Annotated in this window: 19 protein-coding genes; 10 read left to right on the top strand and 9 right to left on the bottom strand. The window is 69.2% G+C overall.

Annotated elements, in window-relative coordinates; translation table 11 throughout:
* Nucleotides 1-42: 42 nt before the first annotated feature.
* Nucleotides 43-639 (bottom strand): metal-dependent hydrolase, encoded by a 597-nt coding sequence (locus B378_RS0113390; RefSeq protein WP_192812447.1) that lies wholly within the window; start codon nucleotides 637-639, stop codon nucleotides 43-45.
* 142 nt (nucleotides 640-781) lie between these two features.
* Between B378_RS0113390 and B378_RS0113385 the strand changes: the two genes are divergently transcribed.
* Complete coding sequence (locus B378_RS0113385) at nucleotides 782-1,870, top strand: alanine--glyoxylate aminotransferase family protein (protein ID WP_017344280.1); 1,089 nt, start codon at nucleotides 782-784, stop codon at nucleotides 1,868-1,870.
* 439 nt (nucleotides 1,871-2,309) lie between these two features.
* The gene (locus B378_RS0113380; protein WP_017344279.1) at nucleotides 2,310-3,296 is read left to right on the top strand and encodes an aldo/keto reductase; all 987 of its coding nucleotides are present in this window, start codon (nucleotides 2,310-2,312) and stop codon (nucleotides 3,294-3,296) included.
* A 66-nt stretch (nucleotides 3,297-3,362) separates the two neighbouring features.
* Here the strand turns inward: B378_RS0113380 and B378_RS0113375 are convergent, their stop codons facing one another.
* Nucleotides 3,363-6,557, bottom strand: a complete 3,195-nt coding sequence (locus tag B378_RS0113375; RefSeq protein ID WP_017344278.1) for an FAD-binding and (Fe-S)-binding domain-containing protein — start codon at nucleotides 6,555-6,557, stop codon at nucleotides 3,363-3,365.
* A 120-nt stretch (nucleotides 6,558-6,677) separates the two neighbouring features.
* Here B378_RS0113375 and B378_RS0113370 point away from each other — a divergent pair, with 120 nt between their 5' ends.
* Complete coding sequence (locus B378_RS0113370; protein WP_017344277.1) at nucleotides 6,678-8,324, top strand: lipopolysaccharide biosynthesis protein; 1,647 nt, start codon at nucleotides 6,678-6,680, stop codon at nucleotides 8,322-8,324.
* A 79-nt stretch (nucleotides 8,325-8,403) separates the two neighbouring features.
* Nucleotides 8,404-9,345 (top strand): succinylglutamate desuccinylase/aspartoacylase family protein, encoded by a 942-nt coding sequence (locus B378_RS0113365; RefSeq protein WP_017344276.1) that lies wholly within the window; start codon nucleotides 8,404-8,406, stop codon nucleotides 9,343-9,345.
* Here B378_RS0113365 and B378_RS0113360 read toward each other — a convergent pair whose 3' ends face one another.
* The 3 genes from B378_RS0113360 to B378_RS0113350 all read right to left on the bottom strand — a co-directional run bounded on the left by B378_RS0113360 (nucleotide 9,346) and on the right by B378_RS0113350 (nucleotide 11,424).
* The gene (locus B378_RS0113360) at nucleotides 9,346-9,723 is read right to left on the bottom strand and encodes a DUF5811 family protein (protein WP_008441998.1); all 378 of its coding nucleotides are present in this window, start codon (nucleotides 9,721-9,723) and stop codon (nucleotides 9,346-9,348) included.
* A 91-nt stretch (nucleotides 9,724-9,814) separates the two neighbouring features.
* On the bottom strand, nucleotides 9,815-10,360 hold the full coding sequence (locus tag B378_RS0113355; RefSeq protein ID WP_017344275.1) for a pyruvoyl-dependent arginine decarboxylase: 546 nt from the start codon (nucleotides 10,358-10,360) through the stop codon (nucleotides 9,815-9,817).
* Between the two features lie 89 nt (nucleotides 10,361-10,449).
* The gene (locus B378_RS0113350; protein ID WP_017344274.1) at nucleotides 10,450-11,424 is read right to left on the bottom strand and encodes a DUF6293 family protein; all 975 of its coding nucleotides are present in this window, start codon (nucleotides 11,422-11,424) and stop codon (nucleotides 10,450-10,452) included.
* Between the two features lie 453 nt (nucleotides 11,425-11,877).
* On the opposite strand from B378_RS0113350, the gene B378_RS0113345 reads away from it, so the two are divergent.
* Together B378_RS0113345 and B378_RS0113340 are read left to right on the top strand one after the other, a co-directional pair.
* Nucleotides 11,878-15,405, top strand: coding sequence for a pentapeptide repeat-containing protein (locus B378_RS0113345; RefSeq protein ID WP_017344273.1), 3,528 nt, complete (start codon nucleotides 11,878-11,880; stop codon nucleotides 15,403-15,405).
* A gap of 161 nt (nucleotides 15,406-15,566) precedes the next feature.
* Entirely contained in the window at nucleotides 15,567-16,874 is a 1,308-nt protein-coding gene (locus B378_RS0113340) for an acetamidase/formamidase family protein (protein WP_017344272.1), read from the top strand.
* Between the two features lie 547 nt (nucleotides 16,875-17,421).
* On the opposite strand, the gene B378_RS0113335 is transcribed toward B378_RS0113340, so the two are convergent.
* The gene (locus B378_RS0113335) at nucleotides 17,422-18,408 is read right to left on the bottom strand and encodes a M48 family metallopeptidase (protein ID WP_017344271.1); all 987 of its coding nucleotides are present in this window, start codon (nucleotides 18,406-18,408) and stop codon (nucleotides 17,422-17,424) included.
* Nucleotides 18,409-18,559: 151 nt separating this feature from the next.
* Here B378_RS0113335 and B378_RS0113330 point away from each other — a divergent pair, with 151 nt between their 5' ends.
* On the top strand, nucleotides 18,560-19,639 hold the full coding sequence (locus B378_RS0113330) for an aminopeptidase (protein WP_017344270.1): 1,080 nt from the start codon (nucleotides 18,560-18,562) through the stop codon (nucleotides 19,637-19,639).
* Nucleotides 19,640-19,670: 31 nt separating this feature from the next.
* Here the strand turns inward: B378_RS0113330 and B378_RS0113325 are convergent, their stop codons facing one another.
* On the bottom strand, nucleotides 19,671-20,066 hold the full coding sequence (locus B378_RS0113325) for a hypothetical protein (protein WP_017344269.1): 396 nt from the start codon (nucleotides 20,064-20,066) through the stop codon (nucleotides 19,671-19,673).
* A gap of 94 nt (nucleotides 20,067-20,160) precedes the next feature.
* On the opposite strand from B378_RS0113325, the gene B378_RS0113320 reads away from it, so the two are divergent.
* Nucleotides 20,161-20,445 (top strand): amphi-Trp domain-containing protein, encoded by a 285-nt coding sequence (locus B378_RS0113320; RefSeq protein ID WP_017344268.1) that lies wholly within the window; start codon nucleotides 20,161-20,163, stop codon nucleotides 20,443-20,445.
* 23 nt (nucleotides 20,446-20,468) lie between these two features.
* On the opposite strand, the gene B378_RS0113315 is transcribed toward B378_RS0113320, so the two are convergent.
* Entirely contained in the window at nucleotides 20,469-21,026 is a 558-nt protein-coding gene (locus B378_RS0113315; protein WP_017344267.1) for a response regulator, read from the bottom strand.
* 264 nt (nucleotides 21,027-21,290) lie between these two features.
* Here B378_RS0113315 and B378_RS0113305 point away from each other — a divergent pair, with 264 nt between their 5' ends.
* Nucleotides 21,291-22,514 carry a proteasome-activating nucleotidase gene (locus B378_RS0113305; RefSeq protein WP_017344265.1) on the top strand — a complete coding sequence of 408 codons (1,224 nt, stop codon included), beginning with the start codon at nucleotides 21,291-21,293 and terminating at the stop codon, nucleotides 22,512-22,514.
* Nucleotides 22,515-22,765: 251 nt separating this feature from the next.
* Here B378_RS0113305 and B378_RS16855 read toward each other — a convergent pair whose 3' ends face one another.
* On the bottom strand, nucleotides 22,766-23,146 hold the full coding sequence (locus tag B378_RS16855; protein WP_155118220.1) for a hypothetical protein: 381 nt from the start codon (nucleotides 23,144-23,146) through the stop codon (nucleotides 22,766-22,768).
* 538 nt (nucleotides 23,147-23,684) lie between these two features.
* Here B378_RS16855 and cofH point away from each other — a divergent pair.
* Nucleotides 23,685-25,142 carry a 7,8-didemethyl-8-hydroxy-5-deazariboflavin synthase subunit CofH gene (cofH, locus tag B378_RS0113300; protein WP_017344264.1) on the top strand — a complete coding sequence of 486 codons (1,458 nt, stop codon included), beginning with the start codon at nucleotides 23,685-23,687 and terminating at the stop codon, nucleotides 25,140-25,142.
* Nucleotides 25,143-25,163 lie beyond the last annotated feature (21 nt).

Genomic DNA, 25,163 nt, shown 5'->3' with positions numbered 1-25,163 from the left:
CGCGTCGGTCCGACGGTCGAGGGCAGCTCGTCGGCCGCGACCTCACCGATACCGGTCGGGGAGGTACGGGTCGAACGCCGCCGGGAGCAGCGGGATCACGGCCGCCGCGATCTCCGCGAGTCGACGGCGGAGAACGGTGTACACGACCGCGACGGCCAGGGTCCCGACCACGACCTCTCGGAGGGGGCCGTCGACGAGGAGCAGGAGCGGAACGGCCAGCCCGAGTGAGAGCGCGAGGTCCTCGGCCGCGCCGTCGTACCGCACGCCGCGCCGCGGGGATATCCACCGCTCTCGGTGGTGGTCGTACACCGCGCGGTCGGAGTTCCCTTCCCACGGGCGAAGTTCTAAGCCGCCCCCGTACATGTCGGCGACGCTGTGGAGCGCCGCGCCGAGGAGGAACAGCGCGATTCCGACCGTGAGTACCGACGGGGCCACCACGGCCGCGAGGAGCGCGGGGGCGGCGAAGACGGAGTAGTAGACGGGGTAGTGGAGCGTCCGTCGGTGGCCGGTGTACATGTCGAGGTCGGGGAGGAGCCCGCCGAGGAAGCCGGCGGCGAACCCGACGGGCGCCAGCTCCGGCGCCGCGCGCACCAGCGGGGCCGCGAGCAGCATCCCCGCCAGCACGTGGGTCGGAAGCATCATCGTATTGGATCGCAGGCGACAGAAATATATGAGTGTGTCGGCGCCGCGACCGCGGTCGACTCCCGCGCAGCGACCTCCTGTGGCGCCTCGACGGCCGCTTTCGCGGTTCGTTTATATACCGCCGGTCGAACCGAGGCGTATGCTCATGACGCCGGGACCGACCGCGGTCCCCGAACCGGTGCGCGACGCGATGTCCCGCGAGCTGATCAACCCCGACGTGGACCCGCGGTTTCGGGAAATATACGACCGACTCACGGGCCGGCTCGCGACGGTGTACGGCGTCGACCCGAGCGTCCCGGCCGCCGAAGGCGGGCGCGACGTGGTCGCCCTCGGCGGGGAGGGAATTCTGGGGTTAGAGGCCGCGGTCGCCTCGCTGGTCGAGCCGGGCACCGAGGTCCTCTGTCTCTCGAACGGGCTCTACGGCGAGGGGTTCGCCGACTTCGTCGAGTCGTACGGCGGCGACGCGACCCTCGTCGCGGCAGATCACGACGAGCCGCTCCCGCTCGACGCGCTCGACGAGGCGCTGACGGCCGACGGCGCCGACTTCGACCTCGCGACGATGGTCCACTGCGAGACGCCCACGGGGACGCTCAACGATGTCGAGGCCGCGCTCGACCGGATTGACGCGGCCGCGGATTCCGAGATCCTCACCGTCGTCGACGCGGTCTCCTCGCTCGGCGGGGTCTCGGTGCCGACCGACCGGATCGACGTGTGTCTCGGCGCCTCCCAGAAGTGTTTCAGCGCGCCGCCGGGGCTCGCGACCGCCGCGGTGAGCGATCGCGCGTGGGCCGCGATGGAGGCGCGCGACCCGCACGAACTGTACGCGAACTTCCTCCCGTTCCGCGACGTGAGCGACGGGTTCCCGTACACCCACCTGACGACCGAGGTCGTCGCGCTCGACGAGGCCCTCGGGCTCCTGCTCGACGAGGGGCTCGACGCGGTCCGGGAGCGACACGCGGCGGCCGCACGGCGGTGTCGCGAGCGCGGCGCGGAGCTGGGGCTGGAGACCGTGCCGAGCCCCGAACGGAGTTCGCCGACGGTGACCGCCTTCGAGGTGCCCGGGCGGGCCGAGGCGCTTCAGGAGCGACTGCGCGAGGAGTACGACGTGATCCTCGCGACGGGACTCGGTGACGGCGCCGAGGACATCCTCCGCGTCGGACACATGGGCCACAACGCGCGCGTCGAGCGCGTCGAGGAGACGATGGACGCGCTCGCCGATGTTTTATAAATAGTCCTCGGCGAATCGACGGCAGACGCTTTTAAACCCCCAGTCGCTTATATATAAATGATTGCTGGTAGATCTGCGGCGAACACCGCCAAAGCCCCAGCCGGGAGGGCGGCGCACGCTCGCTGCGCTCCTCGCTCAGTCGCTCACTTCGTTCGCTCCTTCGCTGTGGTGCTTGCGTCGCCTGCGCCGCCCTCCCGGCTGCCCCTTTGAGTCCCGTCCCGCACAGCACCGCAGCCTCACGCCTCCCCAGCCTCGTCGCTCACGCCCTTCGGGCGTTCGCGACTCCCTCGCGCGTGCTCCTCGCGGCCGCCGGTGGCGGCCGCTCGCAGGCACGCGCCACCGCAGCTCTATTTATGAGCGTTGGTCGGCCAAGTCACCCCGATCGCACGACGCCGCCTCCGGAACGCCCTTGCGTTCGCCCGGACAACGTCCGGTCGACATGAACCACCGCGAACTCGGCGAGGTCGGCGAGGTCAGCGAGGTCGGCTACGGCGCCTGGCAGATCGGCGGCGACTGGGGCGAGGTCACGGAGGAGGAGGCGGTCGCGGCCGTCGAGGCCGCCCGCGACGCCGGGATCGACTTCTTCGACACCGCGGACGTGTACGGCGACGGTCGCTCCGAGCGGATCGTCGGCGAGGTTCTGGCCGAGGAGATCGCGAGCGACGACGTCACCGTCGCGACGAAGGCCGGGCGCCGGCTCGACCCGCACGAGGCGGACGGCTACACGGAAGAGAACCTCCGGCGGTTCGTCGACCGCTCGCGGGAGAACCTCGAGATGGACACGCTGGACCTGGTCCAACTCCACTGCCCGCCGACGGACGTGTACTACCGGCCGGAGACGTTCGACGCGCTGGCGACGCTCGAAGACGAGGGTCGGATCGCGAACTACGGCGTCAGCGTCGAGCGCGTCGAGGAGGGACTGAAGGCGATCGAGTACCCCGGCGTCGAGACCGTCCAGATCATCTTCAACCCGTTCCGACAGCGTCCCGCAGAGCTGTTCCTCGACGAGGCCGCCGCGCGCGACGTGGGCGTGATCTGCCGGGTGCCGCTCGCGTCCGGACTCCTGACGGGGGCGCTCTCGCGCGATGAGGAGTTCCCCGAAGACGACCACCGCAACTACAACCGCGAGGGCGACGCCTTCGACGTGGGCGAGACGTTCGCGGGCGTCCCCTTCGAGGCGGGCCTCGATGCGGTCGACGAACTCGACGAGCGCCTGCCGGACGACCGCCCGCTGCCCGAGTTCGCGCTCCGATGGATCCTCGACTACGACGCCGTCTCGGCGGTGATCCCGGGCTCGACCACGCCCGAGCACGTCCGAGCGAACGCGGCCGCGAGCGAGGCGCCCCCGCTCTCCGACGCCGAGCGCGAGGCGGCGAGCGACGTGTACGACGCCCACGTGCGCGAGTACGTCCACCAGCGCTGGTGAGGTGAGCGGGGCGCGGCGAGAGTGAGGCGAGAGCGCGGCGACAGCGGGGCGCCTCGCCCGCCGCCCTCACTCGTCGAGCGCCGCCGCCAACTTCTCTATCGGGTGCGGCGGCGTCTCGGCCCCTTCGCGGTCGCCGAGCTGCGAGCGGCAGGAGGCGCCGGGCGCCGTCACCGCGTCGCCGTCGCTGTCGTCGACCTGCCCGAAGAGGATCCGCCCGATCGCCTTCGAGAGGTCGTAGTGCTCGCTCTCGTAGCCGAACGAGCCCGCCATGCCGCAACAGGAGGAGTCGAGCGGGTCGACGCCGTAGCCGGCTCGTCGGAGGACGCCGACGGCGTGGTGGTCCTTGTTAGTCGCCTTCTGGTTACAGTGGCCGTGGTAGGTGAGCGTCTCCGCGGGCGCGTCGAACGACAGGCGCTCGTCGGCCCGACGGGCGTCGAGGTACTCGCAGACTCCCGCCGCGGCCGCAGACACTGCCTCGACATCCTCGCCGTCGAGTAAGTCCAGATACTCGTCTTGGAACATCACCGCGTCGGAGGGCTCGACGAAGAGGACGGACTGCCCCTCCCGCACCCGGGGCGCGAGCGCTGAGACGTTCTCGGCCGCGCGCTCCCGAGCCGCGTCGAGGAACCCGGTCGAGAAGGCGGCCCGTCCGGAGGGGGCGAGGTCGTCGGGGACCTCGACGCGGACGTCCGCGGCCTCCAACACGCGGACCGCCGCCTTCCCGGCCGTCGGGTAGCTGTAGTTGGTGTAGGTGTCGGGGAACAGCGCGACGGTGTCGACCGCGTCCCGCTCGTCGACCGCCGGGCCGCCGCGGGCCGCGAACCACTCCTCGAAGCTCGTCGACCGGAACGTCGGCAGCGCGCGCTCCGGCGCGATCCCGGCGACCGCGTCCATCGCCTTCCGGGCCCCCGGGACCTTCGCCGCCGCGTTCGACAGCGGCGCGAGCCTGCTCCCGAGCGCCGAGAGCCGGTCGATGTCGCGGAAGAGCCGCTCGCGTAACCCCGCCCCCTCCCGCTCGTGGTGCTCGTGTTTCACCTCCGCCTTCAGCTTCGCGAGGTCGACCCCGGTCGGGCAGTCGCTCTGACACCCCTTACAGCCGACGCAGAGGTCCAGCACCTCAGCCTGGAACCGGTCGGAGTGGATCTCCTCGTCGTCGAGCTCGCCGCTTATCGCGGCCCGGAGCATGTTCGCCCGCCCGCGGGTCGTCTGGATCTCTTCGCCCGAGGCCCGGTAGGTCGGACACATCGTCCCGGAGTCGGTCTCGCGACAGGTGCCGCAGCCGTTGCACAGCTCGACGAGCTCGGAGAACCCGCCCTCGTCGGAAAAGTCCAACGCCGTCTGCGGCTCGACCGACTGATACGTCGGCCCGTACCGGAGGTTCTCGCGTATGTCGGTGTCGGCGGCGGCCTCGGGGTAGCCGCGCTCGGCCGCGGTCTCGCCGTCGACGTAGACGACCTTCCCGGGGTTCATCCGCCACTCGGGGTCGAACGCGGACTTCAGCTCCTGGAACGCCGTCCAGAGCTCCTCGCCGTACATCTTCGGGTTGAACTCCGTGCGCGCGAGCCCGTCGCCGTGTTCGCCGGAGAAGGCGCCGTGGTGCTCCAAGACGAGGTCGGTGACGTCGTCGGCGATGTCGTGCATCGTCTCGACGTCCTCGGACTCCTTCAGCGAGAGGATCGGCCGGATGTGAAGGGTGCCGACCCCGGCGTGCGCGAAGTACGCGGCCGAGGTGCCGTGGTCGTCGAGCACCTCCTCGAAGGCGGCAACGTAGTCGGCGAGCTCAGCGGGCGGCACCGACGCGTCCTCGATGAACGGGTACGGCTTCGCGTCGCCGTCCATGCTCATCAGGAGGGGGATCGCCGCCTTCCGGAGGTTCCAGAGGTCCTCCTGGGTCCCCTCGTCGTACGCCTCGATGACGTCGAACGCGTCGCGGTCGCCGTCGCCGAGGAAGCGGTCGTTCGCTTCGGCGACCGCCGCCTCGAACTCGTCGACCAGCTCCGAGTCCCACTCTAACATGAGCGCGGCCGCGGCCCGGTCCGGGATCGGCTCCGCGTACTCGGCGTACTCCGGTGACCCCGCCGCCAGCTCGACGACCGCGTCGTCCATCAGCTCGACCGCGCTCACCGGGAGTTCGAGCGCCTCGGGGACCGCCCGCATCGCCGCGTCGAGCGTGTCGAAGGAGTACAGCGCCAGCGCGGTCTCCTCGGGGCGGGTGACGAGCGAGAGGGTGGCCTCGACGACGACGCCCAGCGTCCCCTCGGCGCCGACGAACAGCTTCGAGAGGTTGATCACCTCCTCGCCGTCGTCGTTCTCGTAGATCGCCTTGTGGAGGTTATAGCCTGAGACCGACCGCTTGAGCGTCGGGTAGCGGTTCTCGATCTCGTCGGCGTTCTCCTCGACGAGCGCGCGGACCGTCTCGTACAGCGCGGCCTCGCGCTCGCCGCCCGCCTCGCCCGCGACGATCGCCTCGTACTCGGGGGAGTCGAGGACGACCTCACGGGTGTGGATGAGCGAGCCGTCCGCCAGCACCACCCGGAGCTCCTCGGTGTAGGCGTCGGTGATCCCGTACCGCACGGAGTGGGCGCCGGTGGAGTTGTTACCGATGCCGCCGCCCACGGTCGCGCGCGCCGAGGAGGCGGGGTCGGGCGCGAACTTCAGGCCGTCCTCTGCGAGCCGGTCGTCGAGGTCGTCCTGGACGACGCCGGGCTGGACCGTCGCGCGGCGCGCGTCGGGGTCGACCGAGAGGATCGAGTCCATGTGGCGCGAGCAGTCGAGGACGACGCAACCGGGCCCGACGGTCTGACCCGCGAGCGATGACCCCGCGCCGCGCGGAAGGACCGGGACGCCGTGGTCGGCCGCGACCCGCATCGCCGCCCGCACGTCGTCGACCCCGTGAGGGTACACCACGCCCGCCGGCCGGGCCTGATAGACGCTCCCGTCCGTCGCGTACAGCACCTGCGCGTACTCGTCGAACTCGACGCCGCCCGCGACCGCGTCGCGCAGGTCGGCCGCGAGCGACCGGTACGCCTCGACGTCCGGCCGGTCGTGGCCCAGCGCGGCGGCGGAGACGGCCGACCTCTCCGGGTCAGGCTCGGAAGCCCCGTTCGCCGTCGACCCGCCGCGCGCGGATCCCTCCGGCGCGGTCCGCGTCCCCTCCGCGGCGACCCCGCCGTCCGACGCTACCCGCCGCGTTCGGTCGCCGGAGCCGCTTTCGCGCGATTCGTCCGGGCCGCCGTCGCCGGCGAGTCCTCCTCCGTCCATGGGGAGAGTGGGCGGGATGAGGGTGATAAATCCATCGTGAACGATAATTATATTCATTTAGGGCGGCCGCGAAGCGGGTCGCTTTTTCCGCGGGACCCCGACCGACCGACGGAGACGACCGTGGAGCACGAACGCGACGAGGAGGCGGGCGACTCGGACGCCGAGAGCCGCGAGGGCGGCGAGCGCTGCGACGGCGAGGGCGGCGAGCGTCCCGAAGACGAGCGCGACGCGCGCTCCGGCGGAGAGGGCGACGCGATCCCGGACGACGAGCGCGAGGCGCTGGAGACGATCGCGCACGGCGCGGTGCTCACCTCGGGCGGGGTCGCCGGCCAGCGCGCGCTCATCGCGGCGACCGAGTTCGCGCTGACCCGCGGGCTCGGCCCGACCGCCTACGGCGTGTACGCGCTGGCGTGGCGGATCGCCCAGCTGCTGTCCAGACTCGTGACGTTCGGCAGCGTCCCAGCGATCCAGCGGTACCTCCCGGAGTACGGGGCGGACCCGGACCGACAGGGCGCGGTCGCCGGCCTCGCGTACGCGACGACGCTCGGGTTCGGGCTCGCGATCGCGGCCGGCGTCTGGCTCGCGGCGCCGGTGATAAACGCCCGCACCGTCACGGAGCCGGCGTTCGCGGGAACGATGCGCGCGTTCGGCGGACTCGTCGGCCTCCTCGGCGTCGTGATGGTCGCGTCCGCGCTCTTCCGCGCGGTCGGGTCGGCCCGCGGCGAGATCCTGTTCAACAAGCTGTTGCGGCCGGGCGTCAGGCTCGTCGGCGCCGTCGGCGCGCTGGCGCTCGGCTACTCCGTCGTCGGCGTCGCCGGCGCGATCGTCGCCGCGACCGGGGTCCTCGCGGCGGCCGCGGTCCCCCTCTCCGCGTCCGTCACCGGCGTTCGGCCGACGCTCCGGGGCGCCCGCGCGGAGGCGCGCCGCTTCTACGACCACGCGGCGCCCGTCGCGATGAGCAGCCTCGGGAAGGTGTTCCAGAACCGCGTCGACGTGCTGCTCGTCGGGGCGCTGCTGACGGCGACCGCGGCGGGCGTGTACAACGTCGTCCTCGTGGTGATCGCTGTCGCGTGGATCCCGCTCCTCTCTTTCAACCAACTCCTCCCGCCGGTCGCCTCGGAGCTGTACGCGAACGACCGGACGGCGACGCTCAACGCGGTGTACGGCTCCGTCACGCGACAGATCGTCACCGCCGTCGTCCCGATTCTCGCCGTGCTAGCGGTGTACGGCCGCGAGATACTGGGGCTGTTCGGCGAGGCGTACGTCGACGGCTACCTCCCCCTGGTCGTCTACCTCGGCGGCGTCTTCGTCGGGAGCGCGGTCGGCGCCACCGGCTGGCTCCTGATGATGACCGACCACCAGTACGCGCGGATGGCGCTCGACTGGCTGCTCGCGGTTCTCAACGTCGGGCTGACCTACGCGTTCGTGGTCCGGTACGGGCTCGTCGGCGCCGCGCTCGGCACGTCGCTCGCCATCGCGGTACAGAACGGGATCCAGGTCGTCCTCCTCCGGCACTTCGAGGGGCTGTGGCCGTTCGACCGGACCTTCCTCACCCCGCTCGCGGCGGGGGGCGTCGCCGCGGCCGTCATGTACGGCGTCCGCGCGGCCCTCGCCGGTCCGACGGCGGTCCTCGCGGGGAGCGCGGTCGGGCTCGCGGCGTACGCGGCCTCGCTCCGGCTCATCGGCGTGGACCCCCGCGACCGCTTCGTCGCGCGGCGGCTGGCGCGACGGTACCAGGCCGCGATCGCGGAGCGGTTCGATCGATGACGCCGCGCCTCGATCGGTGACGCTCCCCGCCGACCGCGGATCGCGACGATTTATGGGCGGACGGCGACGTAAAGACGGTATGCAAACGATCGACCGCGAGTCGGCGGGGTCGGCCCGCGTCGCGATCGTCGGCGGGATCCACGGCGACGAGCCCGCCGGCGTGCGGATCGTGGAACGGCTCGCGGCGGAACTCCCCCCGCTCGACCCGTCCGACGGAGGCGGGATCGACGGCGGCGCGGGGTCCGAGGGGCTCGTCCGGCTCATTCTCGCCAACGAGCCGGCGATCGAGGCCGAGACGCGCTACACGGACGCGGACCTGAACCGGTCGTTCCCGGGCGACGCCGACAGCGAGGAGTACGAGCGCGCGCTCGCGCCGCGGCTCGCCGCCGCGCTGGAGGGGTTCGACGCGGTCCTCGCGCTCCACACCTCGCACAGCGCGCCCCCGCCGTTCGCCATCTTCAGCGACCTCACGGCGTCGGTCCGGCGCACCGTCACCGGGCTCCCCGTCGACCACGTCGTCGACGCGAGCGGCCTGCGGTCGACGACGCTCGACTCCACGATCCCGCACACCGTCTCGATCGAGGTCGGCCGACAGGGAAGCGAGGAGGCCGTCGAATTCGGCTACGAGGCGTGTCTCGCCTTCCTCCGGGTCCACGGCGCGCTCGCGGACGAGCCGCCGACGTTCTCGGAGACGACCGTGGTGAAGGGCAGCGAGGAGGTGCCGAAGGGGGGCGGAGAGCCGCACGTCCACTTCGCGAACTTCGAGGCGATCCCGGCGGGCGCGGTGTTCGCCGAGGACGACGTGTACACCCATCGCGTCGAGGAGTCGGGCGTGGTCCCGATCCTCGCGAGCGAGAACGGGTACGACGACATCTTCGGCATGTACGGCCGCGTCACCGGCGTGCTGAAGCCGCCGGGCGAGGGCGACCTGCGAGTGTACTCGCGCGACGAGCGTCGGGGCGCTGACGAGAGCGGGGAGACCGGCGAGAACAGCGCGGACCGGTCGGAACGAGCGGAGTAACTACTTCGCGGTCGGCGTGATGTCGCCGACGGCGTCCATCACTTGGACCGCCGCGCTGGCGGCGAGGCCGCGGGCGACCTCGTCGGTGTCGGACTCGGCGATGCCGGCGTCCAAGTCCTCCGGGTCGGGGGTGAAGCCGGCCGAAACCGGGTGGCCGGCCGGGGGGTTCACCGCGACGGTCGCCTGCGGGCCCTCGGCGCCGACGGAGAGCTCGGAGCCGACGGCGTAGCTGTCGGGGAGATACGATTCCGTGCGCGATACGATTCCGGCGACCGCGCGCCGGAGCTGTTTTTCCTGGTCCGGAGAGAGGTCGACGGCGGCGGGCGAGCCCGCGTCCGTCACACCCGGCGCCCCGGCGTACGGGTTGTTGCCGTTCATTCGAAGCTACGTCTCGTACGCGGAGCCGAGTCAAAAAGGCGTCGGCGGCGGCGACCGGGGCTCCGGGGCGTCGCCGGACCGTCCGTCCCCGTTACAGGATCGGCTCAGACTCCCCGTATGCGGCGATCACGACCGCGGTCGCGTACCGGTCCGGCTCGGCCGCGACCCTCTCGACGTGCGTCTCGCGGGCCGGGAGCTCCCAGTCACGGAGGTCGGCGCCGCTGTCGAGCCCCGCCTCGATCCGCTCGCGGACGTCGTCGGCGTCCTCCCCGGTCACCTCGTAGAAGAGCCCCGGGCCCGGGCCGGTCGCCCACCCGAGCCCCGCGACCGCGTCAGGGTGTCGGCGGGGCGCGCGCTTCGACTCGGCGCCCTCGGCCCCCGAGCGCCCGCCCTCGCGGAAGTCGACCGCGTCGCCCGGGCCGATCGTCCGGCGCGCCTCGACGACGGTGAGCCGGTTGCCGGCGGGGCCCAGGTCCGGGACCTCCGACACCGCCTCGACGGTCGCCGCCGCGGGGACGACGGAGGAGACCGCGACGAGGTTGTAGTTGTGGAGGTTCGCGTCCGCGAGCGCGGCGTCGTAGGAGGCCATCGCCGTGTCGGCGACCCCGACGCCGCCGGCGACGTGGATGGTGTTCATTGACGGCGAATCGACGGCGAGCGCGGTAAGGGGTTACGAAGCCGATCGCCGGCGCGGATATGATAAACGACCGATTCGCCCCAGTGGACTCACGCCAGATCTCGGTAGTCTCGGTCCTCGTCGGCGTGCGCGCGGACCCACAACTGGCCGGTCCGCGAGAGGCTCGTCCGGTGGGACTTCCCGTGCTCCTCGCGCTCGATATCCCCCTTGCCGCCGGGTCCGAGCCGGTCGACGTTATAAATGACCTTCGAGCGGAACGAGTCCGTGTACTCCTCGTTGAGTTCGGCCGCGAGCGTCTCGGCCAGCTCCGACACTGACTCGAACTCGCCGTGTTCGCCGAGCGTGAACAGGACCAGCTCCTCGAACGGCTTGACGTTCTGGAAGGAGGCGACGGGGAGCTCGATCACGTGGCTGTCGCCGATTTTCTTCGCGCCGATGGTGGTGCCGCGCTCGTCGAACTCCGCGAGGAGGTCCGTGGTGCTCGCCAGCCGGTCGGCGACGCGGTCGGGTTCGACGCCCGCGTCGGTGACCGCTTCGTCCGGTGCGTCGGCGTCGCTCCCCTCGTCGAGGTCGCGCAGGAGATCGCGCGTCGCGCGCAGCTCCTCCGCGAGCTCTGTCTCCAAGTACTTCTCGGGGGCCGTGTAGTAGGTGTGGATGCGGTCGCGGTCCGCCTGCCGCTCCACCATGATCGAGTGGGCCGCGGTCGCGAACGCGAAGGAGACGGGCCGGGGCATCGAACAGAGGTTCACCCACACCTCGCGCTCGTCCGAATCGGCGACTCCGTCGTCCCGGTCCAACTCCGCGTTGATCAGGTCGAAGGCGCGCTCGAAGGCGGCGTCGTAGTCGTACACGTCGTCCAACTGCTCGCGTACCGTCTCGGCGCCGAGCAGGTTCGTGAAGTCCTGCTCCAGCTTGCGCGCGATGTTTCGCGAGTACTCGACGTTGGCCTCGCTGCCGACCGTCCCCTCCAGCAGAATCACCCGGTCGACGTCGAACTGGTCCCGGATGAGCGGGGCGATCATCCGGTCGTAGTCGAACCCGACGGGCACGACGTGGGTCTGCATACGCGGGACGTAACGGTGCTGTTTATAAAAAGAACCAGTTCCCTTATCGTTCAACAGAGCACCGATCACACCGCTGTCCAGTGGCTCGATGGGCTTCAGCAACGGGGGGTACCAGGCTACGATCGTCGTGAAATTCTCCTCTAGAAGACATCTCGTGTCCACAATCGCGGTGTGGCTCCAGCCATCGTGATCAGGTATTAATTCTGTTATAAATCGTGTTCCCGCAGTTGTCACACTGGTTCGGCTCATTTCGATACCGCTCACCACACCGATCGCATTCCCACCTTGCCCCGAGAATCTTACACAGGAGAGAATCGGTGACTCCCATTTGTCGGCTCGTAGTCTCTCTCTGTGGTGTATTTTGGGATGTTATCTCTGGATATCAGCCGGCAAACGTGCGGCCGAGTACCAAAATTAAAGTCACTGTCGTCACGATGACCTGTCAACCTATCGATGACGAGCCGGTGTACGTTTCGACTCGATCCCGAGGAGATCGGCGCGGCGACGGCGGACGCCACCGCGGAGATTGACGAGGAGTGGCGCTGCCCGCACGACGCCCACCCGGAGGCCGACCGCTGCGTGTTCCACCTGTCGAGCAACGCCCGCGACGACCTCGGCGTCGACGCAGACGCGGTCGCCGAGCGCCTCCGGGACGTGGCCGGCGAACGCGGGAAGGACGCGAAACGCCTGCTCGGCGCCACTCTCGACGACCTCTCGATCCGCCACGAGATCGTCGAGGCCGCCGACAAACATCTCCTCGATCTCAGGGGTGCGACGGTGACCGGCACGCTGGATCTGACCGCGTCGGAGTTCGAGGGGCGAATCGACCTCTCGGGCGCGGAGATCGGTGCCATCGACTGGACGGAGTCGGAGTTCGACGCGCCGGTCGACCTCTCCGGGGCCGTCGTCCGCGGCGAGACGACGCTCACCGGCGCCGTCTTCGAGGGCGACGTCGACCTCGCCGGCGCCACGTTCGAGGGGCCGGTCGACGTCCGGGAGGGCCGGTTCAACGGCGACACCTCGCTGCGCGAGGCGCGGTTCCGCGATTCGGCGGCGTTCGACGGCGCCGAGTTCCGCGGCGACGCGAACCTCTTGGACGACGATGCGTGCTTCGGGGACGTCCGCTTCGACGCGCCCGTCTCGTTCACGGAGGCCGCCTTCCGGTACGCGGACTTCGTCGGCTGCGAGTTCCGCGACGACGCGGCGTTCGACCGGGCGACGTTCGGCGGCGACGCCGAGTTCGCGGACGCGACGTTCGAGCGGGGCGCGACGTTCGCGTCCGCCGTCTTCGACGGGGACGCCGCCTTCGACCGGGCGACGTTGGGCGGCGACGCCGAGTTCGCGGAAGTCCGGTTCGACGGCGACACCGCGTTCTCGGGGGCGCTGTTCGAGGCGCCGGCGACGTTCGCGGGCGCGGAGTTCCGCGGCCGGGACAACCTCGAAGACGACGACCTCTCGTTCGCGGACGCGACGTTCGAGGCGGATGCGACGTTCCGGCGCGCGGTCGTCGGCTTCGCCGACTTCGCGCGGCTGACGGCGGCCGCCGACCTCGTCTTCGACGAGGCGCGTTTCACCGAGGAGGCCGGCTTCGAGGACGCGACGCTGGCGTCGCTCTCCTGTGACGAGGCGCGGTTCGAAAGCGACGCGAGCTTCGCTGGCGTCGCGGTCGACGGGGAGGCGACGTTCCGCGGCGCGGAGTTCGAGGGGGGCGACAACGTCGACGACGACGACCTCTCGTTCGCGGACGCGGTGTTCGGCGGCGAGGTCGACTTCCTCAGCGCCCGATTCGGCTACAGCGACTTCTCCGGCGCCGCGTTCGGCGGAGAGGCCGTCTTCGACGAGTCGCGCTTCGACGACGACCTCGCGTTCTCCGACGCGGCCTTCGACGACCGAGCGAGCTTCGACGAGTGCCGGTTCGACGACGACGCCGCCTTCGAGCGGGCGACGTTCGCCGGCGCGGCCAGCTTTCGCGGCGCGGAGTTCGACGGCGGCGACAACGTCCGCGACGACGACGTGACGTTCGCCGACGCCGCCTTCGCCGACGAGGCCGACTTCTACTGCGCGGAGTTCGAGTACGCCAACTTCGAGGGCGCGGCGTTCGAGCGCCCCGCGAACTTCGAGGCGACCCACTTCGCTGGCGAGGGTGACTTCCGCGACGCGGCGTTCCGCGGTGAGGCAACGTTCGCCGAGGCGCGGTTCGACGACGACGCGACGTTCGAGGACGCGGCGTTCCGCGACGCCGCCTCGTTCCTCGGCGTCGAGTTCGTCGGCGACTACCACGAGGACGACGACGCCGCGTTCTCTGGCGCCGTCTTCGACGGCGAGGCCGACTTCCGCGAGATCGAGTTCGGTCAGGCCGGCTTCGACGACGCGCGCTTCCGGGGACCGGTGTCGTTCCGGGAGTCGCTGTTCGGCCGCGCTCGCTTCGAAGACGCGGTCTGTGCGGAGTCGGTCGACCTGTCGTACACCCGGTTCACCGAGCCGGTCTCGTTCGACGGTATCGCGTTCGAGTCCGGCGTCACCGCCGACGAGGCGCGGTTCGAGAGCGACGCGAGCTTCGCCGAGTCGACGTTCGAGGAGGGGGCGACGTTTCGCGGCGTCGAGTTCCAGGGCGGTGCCCACACGGTCACCGACGCGAACTTCGAGGCCGCGACGTTCGCGGACAGCGCCGACTTCAAGCTCGCCGAGTTCCGCGTCGCGGACTTCTCCGGCGCGGAGTTCGAGGGGACGGCGCTGTTCGAGCGCACCGTCTTCGAGGACGACGGCACCTTCCGGAACGCTGAGTTCGGCGCCTCGGCCGTCTTCTCGCGCTCCCGGTTCCTCGAGGAGTCCGACTTCTCCAGCTGCCGCTTCGGCGGCGAGGCGCACTTTGACGAGCTCCGCTTCGAGAAGGACAGCACGTTCGCCGACGCCGAGTTCAACGGCGACGCGACGTTCCGGTCGGCGGAGTTCGAGGGGAGCGCGAACATGCACAACGACGACGCCAGCTTCGAGGCGGCGACGTTCCGAGGGAAGGCGGACTTCGACAAGGCGTCGTTCCTCTACGCGAACTTCACGCACACGACGTTCGCCCGCGACGCCGCGTTCACCGAGGCGGAGTTCGAGCATTCGGTCGCCTTCCGCCCGCGGCCCGCCGAGTCCGAGACGCTCGTCGACCTGAGCGGGGCTGTCGTCCGAGGCGGGACGCTCGGCCAACCGGAGCAGGGTGACGCCTTCTACGACTGTACGCACGCGGAGGTCCGGGAGGTCACGCTCGACGACGAACACTGTACGCACGGCCTCTTCAACCACTTCCGGTTCTGCAACACCGACTTCCACGGCTTCGACTTCACCGCCCACAAGACGTACCTCGCGCGCAACAACTGGGAGATCCACACCTTCGCCGCCACGGAGGCGGCCGACCGGTCGGAGACCGAGACGGAGTTCACGCCCGCGAGGCTGGAGAACACGTACCTGAAGGCGAAGAACTGCGCGAGCGACTTCGGCGACCGCAAGGCGGCGGCCGAGTTCTTCATCAAGGAGATGGTGTACCGCCGGCGGAAGAACTGGCGCGCCGCCTTCACCCGGGAGGAGGCGGTGTCGCCGGCCAACCGCACGAAGGCGCTCGGCAAGTGGATCGGGAACAAGGTGCTCCACCAGACGTGCGGGTACGGCGAGCGGCTCTGGCGGGTCGTGTACGTCTCCGCGGTGACGGTGTTCATCTGGGGCGTGTTGTACACCACGACGACGCAGGGCACGACCGGCAGCAGCGAGCTCACGACGCAGGGGATCGGCGGCCTCTCGAACCTCTTCTCGCCCGAGGGAGCGGTCGTCCTCGGGAAGAACATGTACTTCAGCATGGTGACGTTCACCACGCTCGGCTACGGCGACGTCCAGCCGGTCGGGTCGACGGCCCGCGCGCTCGCCGGGCTCGAGGCGTTCCTCGGCGCGCTCCTCGTCGCGCTCGTCGTCTTCGTGCTGGGCCGCCGGGTCGCGTGGTGAGGGGCGCGCGACGTCGGGTCGCGTGGTGAGCCGCGCACGGCGTCGAATCGACTCGGTCTCGCGGCCGCAACGGCGGCAACAGGGGCAACGGCCGCAACTACCCCCGCTCCTCCTCCGCGAGCAGTAGGGTTATTTCGGTCAGCGCATTACTCTGATACGGTATGTCACAGCAAGGCGTTCAAGAGGAGCTGTACGTCGACCAGTACACGCTCGGGCTGGTCGGGCCGGATCAGGAGTGGGCCGGCACGGTCGCGGACGGCGGCACGGTGAAGACGTACACCCCGCCGGGCTGTTGGGGGCCGATGGTGACGCCCTCGTTCCGGGGCGGCCACGAGGTGACGCGACCGATCCGCGTCGAGGGCGCCGAGGTCGGCGACGCCGTCGCGATCCACATCCGCGACGTCGAGGTGACGAGCATGGCCACCAGCACGGGGTCGATGGCGGAGCGCGAGGAGGCGTTCGGCGACGACCCCTTCGTCGACCACCGCTGTCCGGAGTGCGGGACGACGTGGCCGGACTCCGTCGTCGAGGGCACCGGCGAGGACGCGATCCGCTGTGCCGAGTGCGGCGCGAACGCCTCCTCGTTCGGCTTCGAGTACGGCTACACCGTCGCGTTCGACCACGAGAACGCGGTCGGGATCACGCTCGACAAGGACGGCGCTCACGAGCTCGCGCTCGACGCCGAGGAGGTGATGGACATCCCCGAGAACGCCCGGCAGCACCCGATCCTGCTGTACGAGCCCGACGGGATGCCCGGCACGCTCGGCCGGCTCCGCCCGTTCATCGGGAACATCGGGACGACGCCGCCGGTCACCATGCCGGACTCGCACAACGCGGGCGACTTCGGACAGAACCTCATCGGCGCCGACCACGACTACGGCGTCGAGACGGAGGAAGACTTGGAGCAGCGGACCGACGGCCACATGGACGTGCCGGAAGTCCGCGCGGGTGCGACGCTGATCTGCCCGGTCGTCGTCGACGGCGGCGGGATCTACGTCGGCGACCTCCACGCGAACCAGGGCGACGGCGAGCTCTCCCTCCACACCACCGACGTGAGCGGCACGGTCACGATGGACGTCGAGGTGATCGAGGACGTCGACCTCGACGGGCCCGTCCTGCTCCCGAACGAGGAGGACCTCCCGTTCATCAGCGCGCCGTACAGCGACGAGGAGGCCGCGGCGGGCGACGACCTCGGCGCCGAGCACGGCGTCGACGTCGACACCGACGCCGCCCCGATCCAGGTGATCGGCTCCGGCGCGACCGTCAACGACGCGACCCAGAACGCCTTCGACCGCGCCGGGACGCTGCTCGGCATGAGCGAGGGCGAGGTCCGCGGCCGGTGTACGTTCACCGGCGGCGTCCAGATCGGGCGGCTCCCCGGCGTCGTCCAGCTCGACATGCTCGTCCCGTCTGATGTGCTGGAGGAGTCCGGGCTCGACGATGTAACGCGCGAACAGTACGGGTTGTAAATCGTCGCTGGCGGATCGATGTCGGGGACAGCCGGATCTCCGAATTCTCGTTTATAAATGACTACCAATAGATCGACGACGGGCACCGCTAACGCCCCAGCCACTCAGTCATAAATACCTGCTGGCAGATCGGTGACGAACACTGCCAAAGCCCCAGCCGCTCGCTTATAAACGGTGACTGTAGATCGGCGGAGAACACCGCCAAAGCCCCAGCCGCGAGGACTCGCGCGGCTCGCTGCGCGCTTCAGTCGCTCGCTACGCTCGCTCCTTCCAGTGCTTGCGTCGCCGTGCTTCCTCCTCGCGGCTGCCCCTTTGAGTCCCACCCGACCGCGACCGCACGGCACCTCACGCCTCCCCAGCCTCGCGGTTCGGTCGGGACTCCCTGCGGTCATCCCTCACTCACCGCGTCCAGCGAGAATCGAAGATTCTCTGGCAGCCGGCGCTACGCGCCGGCGACCTCGCGCGGTGCTGCCTCGCGGCCGCCGAGGGCGGCCGCTCGCAGGCACGCGCCACCGCAGTATTGTCCGAATCCCGTGTCTCACAGCGTTCACCGCCGGGACCGCCCTCTCCCGACGGTCGCCCGCGACGGCCCCGCCGGAATCCGCCGCGTCGGGCCCTGCGACTCGGCCATCTCCCGCAGGCGCTCGACGCGCTCGTCGGTCGAGGGGTGCGTCGACAGCCAGCGCTCGGCTGGCTCGTCGGTTCGCCTGTGGGTCGAGAACGGCGCGAACGGCCACGTCGGCTCCGTCGCGCGCTCGATCCGCCGAAGCGCCCGCGCGAGCGCGGCGGGGTCGCCGGTTACCTCGGCCGCGCGGTCGTCGGCCGCGAACTCTCGCCTGCGCGACCGCGACCGGGAGACGAGCGTCGCGAGGACGAACCCGCCGAACAGCGCGCCGGCGAGCCCGCGGTGGAGTCGTGCGAACGGGCCGGACCGGTCACCCGGTCGACCGCGGATCCACGCCGAGGCGGCGGCGAGCCCCGACAGCGCGAGCAGCGCCGGCAGCGCAACCACGGTGGCGACCCCGACGAGGGCGCGCCCGACCCCGTCGGCCATCGCTATCGCGAACCCGTCGTTCCCTTCTAAATGCGCTAACTCGTGCGCGAGGATCGCCTCGATTTCACGGGGCGAGAGCAGCCGGAACAGCGACCGGTCGATCACCAGCGCGCCGCCGTCGCTCCCGCCCCCGACGGCGAAGGCGTTGGGCGCGCGGGCGTCGGTGACGTACAGATCGGGGCGCGCGACCGCCATCCGCGCCGCGAGCGAATCGATCCGACGGTGGAGGTCCGGCGCCCGCTTTCGCGGGACGCGGTCGCCCTCTAAGTTCGCGAGGATCTGCGCGGTGCCGAGCCGGTAGCTGAGGTACGCCGATCCGAGCGCGCCGGCGGCCAGCAGCGCGAGGAGGACCGGGAGGTCGGGCCGGGCAGCCCAGGCCGCGCGCAGCAGGTCGGCGACGAACAGCGCCGCGGTCAGGTAGACGGCGAGCAGGGCGACGCCGATGACCGCCGCGGCCGCGCGGAACGCGAGCCGAGACATGTCCGGAACTACGCGACGGCGGGGCAAACGCGTTGCGGCCGGGCTCGACTCCGGCAGTCGGCGCAGCGCTCCCGCGGTCCCCGCCCCTCGCTTCCCCACCCGGGCCGCCGGAAGGAAAAGCGGTAATTCCCCGGCCCCGAAACCGGTGCTCATGGACGCACGCGTACGCGAACACGCGGAGATCATCGCCGACCATGCCACCGGCATCGAGTCGGGCGACGACGTGGTCATCCAGATGCCCAAGGAGGCCGAGGACCTCGCCGTCGCGCTTCACGAGGTCTGCGGCGACCGCGGGGCGAACCCCGTCTACCTCAACTACTCGAAGCGCGCCCAGCGCGCGTTCAAGCGCTCCTCGGAGGAGTTCACCGAGCCGAGCCACCGGCGCGCGCTCTACGAGGAGGCCGATGTCTTCGTCATCGCGCGCGGCGGCGCGAACGCCACCGAGGACGCCGACGTCGACCCCGAGACCAACGCGGCCTACAACCGCGCGATGGAGGAGGTCAAGCGCACGCGCCTCTCGAAGACGTGGTGTCTCACGCAGTACCCGACCGCGAGCCACGCCCAGCTCGCCGGGATGAGCACCGAGGCGTACGAGAACTTCGTGTGGGACGCCGTCTCGCTGGACTGGGACGAACAGCGCGAGTTCCAGTCGAACATGGTCGAGATTCTCGACGACGCCGACGAGGTCCGGATCAAGTCGGGCGAGGAGACCGACCTCACGCTCGACGTGTCGGGCAACTCGACGCTCAACGACTACGGCGAGGCGAACCTCCCCGGCGGCGAGGTGTTCACGGCACCCACCCGAGACGGCGTCGACGGCGAGGTACACTTCGATCTCCCCCTCTACCGCTACGGCCGCGAGATCGACGGGGTCCGGCTCCGGTTCGAGGACGGCGAGGTCGTCTCTCACTCCGCCGAGCGCAACGAGGATCTCCTCTCCGGCATCCTCGACACCGACGAGGGCTCGCGGCACCTCGGCGAGCTGGGTATCGGGATGAACCGCCAGATCGACCGGTTCACCTACAACATGCTGTTCGACGAGAAGATGGGCGACACCGTTCACATGGCGGTCGGCTCCGCGTACCCGGAGACGGTCGGCGGGGACAACGAGGTCAACGAGTCCGCCGAGCACGTCGACATGATCGTCGACATGAGCGAGGACTCCGTCATCGAGGTCGACGGCGAGGTCGTCCAGCGGAACGGGACGTTCGTCTTCGAGGACGAGTTCTAGGGCGGTCGCGATTTCGGGTCGGCAGTCAGTTTCACGCCGGCTCGCCCGCGTCGCGCTCGGCGCTCCGACGGACGAACGCGCCGTACGCGGCGACGAGGACGGCAATCAGTCCGACCGTGCCGACCGCGGCGATTCCCGGGTAGTCCGCGAGCGGCGCGATCTCCCCCGCCGGCGGGGCGACGACGTCGACGACGCCGGTGCCGATCGACAGCGCCAGCACGGCGAGCCACATCGTTCCCACGGCGTAGCCGAGCGGAACCAGCCGATCGGTGCGCGCTGCGTGCGCGACGACCGCGCCGCCGCCGAGTATCGGGACCGCGACGAGCGGGCTCGTCGGGTCCGGGAGGAGGACGCTCCCGCCGAGCGCGATCGCCGTCCAGTACACGGCGACGGCGACGACCGTACGGAGCGAGTCGGGGAGTGGCACGGGGTGAACGTTCGGTCGGGCGGCACAAAACGATCGGGGGATCAGGGGACCGCCTGCGTCGGTCTTTAAGTTTCGAGGCGGCGTACGACCATGTATGCCCGAAGAAATCCTGTTCAAGTCGGAGAGCAGCCGGAGCCGAGAGGAGATCGCCGCGTACCTGCGGACGGTCGCGGACTCGCTGGACGACGGGAACGCGATCACGCTCACACGCGGCGACGAGTCGACGACGCTCGATCCGCCCGCGCGACCGACGTTCGAGGTGAAGGCCGAGCGCGAGGGGCCCGCGGACGGCCCGGGCGAGCTGAGCGTCGAGTTCGAACTGGAGTGGGACGAGGACGGCGGCGGGGAGGGCGCCGACGGCGAGTTGGAGATCGAGTAACCGGGGGGAGAGAACGGTTCCGTCTACGGCACTTCGCCCGGGACCTCGACGAACGCGTCCCGCGCGGAGAGGCGGTCGAGCGTGTCGTCGACCTCGAGCCGGACGGACTCCATCCGCTCGACGAGCTCCTCGTACTCCTCGGTGCCGGTCGTGCCCGCGGCCTCCAGCGCCGCCTTCTTCGAGGCGAGCGCGAAGAACTCCTGGCTCCGCTCGTCGAACGCGGCGCGGTGGAGCAGCACCTCGACGAGCGTGAGCAGGTCCTCCTTGGTGACCGGCTTCGTCTTGTAGTCGTCGAACGGCATGTCGACGATGTCGACGTCGGGCTCGACCGCGGTCAGCATCGCCACGCGGGCGTCGTACCCCTCGCCGCGGATCGCGTTCAGCACCTCGTGGCCGGACATGTCGGGCATCCGGCGGTCCAAGAGGACGACGTCGACATCGTCGTCCATCGCGTCGAGCGCCTCCTCGCCGCCGGTGGCGATCCGCACGTCGTAGGCCGGATCGAGGTACACCCGGTACAGTTCCGCGAGGTCCGGCTCGTCGTCGACCGCGAGGACGGTCGCGTCCGAGGTTCCGGTCATCGGCGGCGCCTCCCCGGCCGGGTCTCGCGGTTTGCGAGCGCCGGACCGGCGCGTCCGCCCGCCGTTCGTGCGTCCATACGAGCGGTTTCGTTCGCTCCGCGTTAAAACGTTGACATCCGGTTATCGATACTGATACCGATCGTCCAGGCGGGTCGACCGGGCGGAACTCCGGGCGTCGTCGGTCGCGCGCTCGTCGCGCCGATCCGACGCGCTCTCCGTGACCCAAAGGCACATTTACGCCCGCATCTTATCCGGGAACAACAAATGTCTCACAGCCCCTCACTGCCCGACCGCCCGCGGTTGGAGCTCGACCCCGAGATGAGCGACGCGGAGCGGCTGGAGGCGATCCGCCAGCACTACCGGCGGATCGTTCAGGTGAACGAGGAACTGGAAGACCGGCTCGCGGACGCCGAGGGGCGCCGCGGCGAGCTGAAAGACGACGTCGAGCAGCTGAAACGCGAGAACGAGGTGCTGAAGACCTCCTCGCTGTACATCGCGTCGGTCGAGGAGATCACCGACGACGGCGTCGTCATCAAACAGCACGGCAACAACCAGGAGGTGCTCACGCAGGCCGCCTCGCGGCTCGACGAGGACCTCCGCCCCGGCGACCGCGTCGCGATCAACGACTCCTTCGCGGTCCAGCAGGTGCTCGACGACGAGACCGACTCCCGGGCGCAGGCGATGGAGGTCACCGAGTCGCCGGACGTCGAGTACGCCGACATCGGCGGCATCGACGACCAGATCCGGGAGGTCCGCGAGGCCGTCGAGGACCCCCTCGAGAACCCCGAGCAGTTCGAGACGGTCGGCGTCGAGCCGCCGAGCGGCGTCCTGCTCCACGGCCCGCCGGGCACCGGAAAGACGATGCTCGCGAAGGCCGTCGCCAACGAGTCGGACGCGACGTTCATCAAGATGGCCGGCTCGGAGCTCGTCCGGAAGTTCATCGGCGAGGGCGCGCGGCTCGTCCGCGACCTGTTCGAGCTCGCCGCCGAGCGCGAGCCCGCCGTCATCTTCATCGACGAGATCGACGCCGTCGCCTCGAAGCGCACGGACTCGAAGACCTCGGGCGACGCCGAGGTCCAGCGGACGATGATGCAGCTGCTCTCCGAGATGGACGGCTTCGACGACCGCGGCGAGGTCCGGATCATGGCCGCGACCAACCGCTTCGACATGCTCGACGAGGCAATCTTACGCCCCGGTCGGTTCGACCGCCTCATCGAGGTGCCCGAGCCCGGCCCGGACGGCCGCGAGCGCATCCTGGAGATCCACACCGAGGAGATGAACGTCGCTGACGGCGTCGACCTCAGCGCCGTCGCCCGCGACCTCGACGGGTACAGCGGCGCCGACATCGCCTCGCTGGCGACCGAGGCCGGGATGTTCGCCATCCGCGACGGCCGTACCGAGGTCTCGCAGGCGGACTTCGAGCAGGCCCGCGACAAGCTTCAGGACGCGGACAAAGAGGACGAGCAGGTCATCAACTACCAGTACTGAGGCGACGACCGCGGGGTCGGCAGCCGGCCGTTTCGAGGCGGTGCCGGTTCGGAGATGTCACGCGGGGGGGTTCAGCGGTTCGTTTATACCTAATTGGCCCTGTTGAAATCCTTAGGAAGTGATATATTCTGACCGGGGTGTGGTCAGTACAGCGTACTCATATACCGCGCCCATTGGCTACTTTCAGAAGTCTAGTAGAAACGCCGTGTAAGATACAGAATGTGAATTTATCACACTTCACTTGGGGCAGGTCATCCATACGCTACGTTGTCATTCGGTTCGACATATTGAGGAAGCTCGGTTCTAAGTATGTCAGCAACTTTATCAAACACGAATTCTGAATCAACGGAATTTACCGTAATCTCGATCGCAAATGGATTTCTGTTCTCTATATTTGTAATTTCTGCTGATTCACTTGGGATCTTCAACATTGAGCAGTCATCAACTAACCTTACTTCTCTGTCACCGGACTCGGACTTTTTAACAAGGATTCCATTTACTACGATTGATATTTTTGATTTTCCATATACGTTCCCTCGTGAATATTTTCTGAAGGTGTTCGTCCACTTCTCGCTAATACAGACATCTATTGATTCGATATCATACCGAATTGGACCCTGTTTAATCTTCATATCAGATGATTTCTCAGCAAATCGTTCGCGTATACGTCGCTCTAGCTGATATTGAGAAGGCAGATTTTGACGACGTATAGCGATCAATGATAGTAAAATTGCAATCACAGATAATATGATAGATAATATATCTACCATACTGTTTCTAAGCCAACGGACGGTGTACATAAATAAACTTTCTTCAGACAAATCTTGTCAGCGTAGTTCAAATTCTGTTACATATGCGCCTTGTATTCAGCACGCCGTTATGAATATCAACGCAACTTGGTAGAAATATCAGCGGTACATTCGCACCATTCAGCGACCGGGTTTTTCATCCCAATTTATATTTGAAGAATAGGGTTTCAACAGAGCCAACTAATTCACAACTGACCGGTGGCGGCCGCTCGGAGGCGCGCGCCGCCGCAGTTGGTTATAAGTGAACGTCGCGGCGCTCGGCTCTGTTTATAAACGGACGTTCGCGATCGGCGTCGTCTGTCCGACTCGATCGGTGTCGCGACCCGCCCGTTTATCAGGGTGGAACCGGGAGCGTTAGGGGATGAGTTCGGGGGGGAGTTCCGGCGCGGACGGATCGAACGGCGGCGGGAACGGCGACAGCGGGGGCGGCGCGAACGAGTTCGACTTCGCGGCGCCCGCGACCGACCAGTCGTTCGAGAACGCGCTCGCGAAGGCCCGCGACGGCGCCCGGCTGACGGTCGACGACGCGACCGAACTGCTCGCCACCGGCACGGAGCGCGCGGGGATCGACTCGGTCCGCAAGGAGGCGGTGTTAGAGGCCGCGGACCGGCGCAGGGCCGAGGAGGTCGGAGACGAGGTCACCTTCGTCGCCAACCTGAACAACAACGTCACCACGGCCTGCAACACGGGCTGCCTGTTCTGTAACTTCAAGGACTCCGCGCACGCGTTCGAGGCCGACAGCGACGTCGAGCACGCCGGCTTCACCAAGACCCCGGCCGAGTCGCGCGCGGTCGTCGAAGACGCCCTCGATATGGGAATTTACGAGGTCTGCTCCGTCTCGGGGCTCCACCCAGCGTTCGCGCTGAACGAGGAACACCACGAGATCCTCGCGGCCCACGACGACCCCGCGAGCGAGGTGAACTACAAGCCGCCGGAGGCGTACGCGACCGACCCGGGCACGTACGTCGAGCAGATGGACGCGATGTCGGTCGGCGGCGTCCACCTCCACTCGATGACGCCGGAGGAGGCGTACCACGCCAAACGCGGCACCGACTGGGAGTACGAGGCCGTCTACCGCGAGCTTGCCGAGGCCGGGCTCGACTCCGCGCCGGGCACCGCCGCCGAGATTCTCGTCGACGAGGTCCGCGACGTGATCTGCCCGGGGAAGATCCGCACCGACGACTGGGTGGCGGCGATGGAGGGCGCGGCCGCCGCGGGCCTCGATGTCACCTCGACGATGATGTACGGCCACGTCGAGACGGTCGCCCACAGGGCCAAACACCTGAAGGTGATCCGCGACCTCCAGGACCGCACGGGCGCGATCACGGAGTTCGTCCCGCTCTCCTTCATCCACCAGAACACCCCGCTGTACCGCCGCGGCGTCGTCGACTCCGGCCCCTCGCGCGACGAGGACGAACTCGTAGTCGCGGTCGCGCGGCTCTTCTTGGACAACGTCGACCACGTCCAGGCCTCGTGGGTGAAGTCGGGCGACGCCCACGGGCTCAAGCTGCTCAACTGCGGCGCCGACGACTTCATGGGCACCATCCTCTCGGAGGAGATCACCAGCCGCGCGGGCGGCGAGTACGGCGAGTACCGCTCGTTCGGCGACTACGTCGAGATGATCACGGCGATCGGGCGGACGCCCGTCGAGCGCTCGACCGACTACCGCAAGCGGCGCCGGATCGACCCCGATGACGGCCCGCACGGCCCCCGGCTGGGCCCGCGCGCCGACGGGACGCCATTGCTCTCAGAGCGCTCCTCCGGCGAGGGAAGCCGCGGCGACGCGACCGCGACGCCCCCCGCCGACGCCGACGACTGAACCGGGAGGGGCAACGCGGAG

Source organism: Halorubrum sp. T3 (genome assembly GCF_000296615.1).
Taxonomy (GTDB): Archaea; Halobacteriota; Halobacteria; order Halobacteriales; family Haloferacaceae; genus Halorubrum; species Halorubrum ruber.
This window is presented reverse-complemented; position numbering and strand designations above follow the sequence as displayed.

Coding starts and splice junctions, on each gene's coding strand:
- B378_RS0113385 (WP_017344280.1), top strand. CDS start 782: ATGCTCATGACGCCGGGACCGACCGCGGTCCCCGAACCGGTGCGCGAC.
- B378_RS0113315 (WP_017344267.1), bottom strand. CDS start 21,026: ATGACCGGAACCTCGGACGCGACCGTCCTCGCGGTCGACGACGAGCCG.
- B378_RS0113345 (WP_017344273.1), top strand. CDS start 11,878: ATGACGAGCCGGTGTACGTTTCGACTCGATCCCGAGGAGATCGGCGCG.
- B378_RS16855 (WP_155118220.1), bottom strand. CDS start 23,146: ATGAAGATTAAACAGGGTCCAATTCGGTATGATATCGAATCAATAGAT.
- cofH (WP_017344264.1), top strand. CDS start 23,685: ATGAGTTCGGGGGGGAGTTCCGGCGCGGACGGATCGAACGGCGGCGGG.
- B378_RS0113305 (WP_017344265.1), top strand. CDS start 21,291: ATGTCTCACAGCCCCTCACTGCCCGACCGCCCGCGGTTGGAGCTCGAC.
- B378_RS0113320 (WP_017344268.1), top strand. CDS start 20,161: ATGCCCGAAGAAATCCTGTTCAAGTCGGAGAGCAGCCGGAGCCGAGAG.
- B378_RS0113365 (WP_017344276.1), top strand. CDS start 8,404: ATGCAAACGATCGACCGCGAGTCGGCGGGGTCGGCCCGCGTCGCGATC.
- B378_RS0113355 (WP_017344275.1), bottom strand. CDS start 10,360: ATGAACACCATCCACGTCGCCGGCGGCGTCGGGGTCGCCGACACGGCG.
- B378_RS0113380 (WP_017344279.1), top strand. CDS start 2,310: ATGAACCACCGCGAACTCGGCGAGGTCGGCGAGGTCAGCGAGGTCGGC.
- B378_RS0113330 (WP_017344270.1), top strand. CDS start 18,560: ATGGACGCACGCGTACGCGAACACGCGGAGATCATCGCCGACCATGCC.
- B378_RS0113350 (WP_017344274.1), bottom strand. CDS start 11,424: ATGCAGACCCACGTCGTGCCCGTCGGGTTCGACTACGACCGGATGATC.
- B378_RS0113390 (WP_192812447.1), bottom strand. CDS start 639: ATGCTTCCGACCCACGTGCTGGCGGGGATGCTGCTCGCGGCCCCGCTG.
- B378_RS0113340 (WP_017344272.1), top strand. CDS start 15,567: ATGTCACAGCAAGGCGTTCAAGAGGAGCTGTACGTCGACCAGTACACG.
- B378_RS0113335 (WP_017344271.1), bottom strand. CDS start 18,408: ATGTCTCGGCTCGCGTTCCGCGCGGCCGCGGCGGTCATCGGCGTCGCC.
- B378_RS0113360 (WP_008441998.1), bottom strand. CDS start 9,723: ATGAACGGCAACAACCCGTACGCCGGGGCGCCGGGTGTGACGGACGCG.
- B378_RS0113375 (WP_017344278.1), bottom strand. CDS start 6,557: ATGGACGGAGGAGGACTCGCCGGCGACGGCGGCCCGGACGAATCGCGC.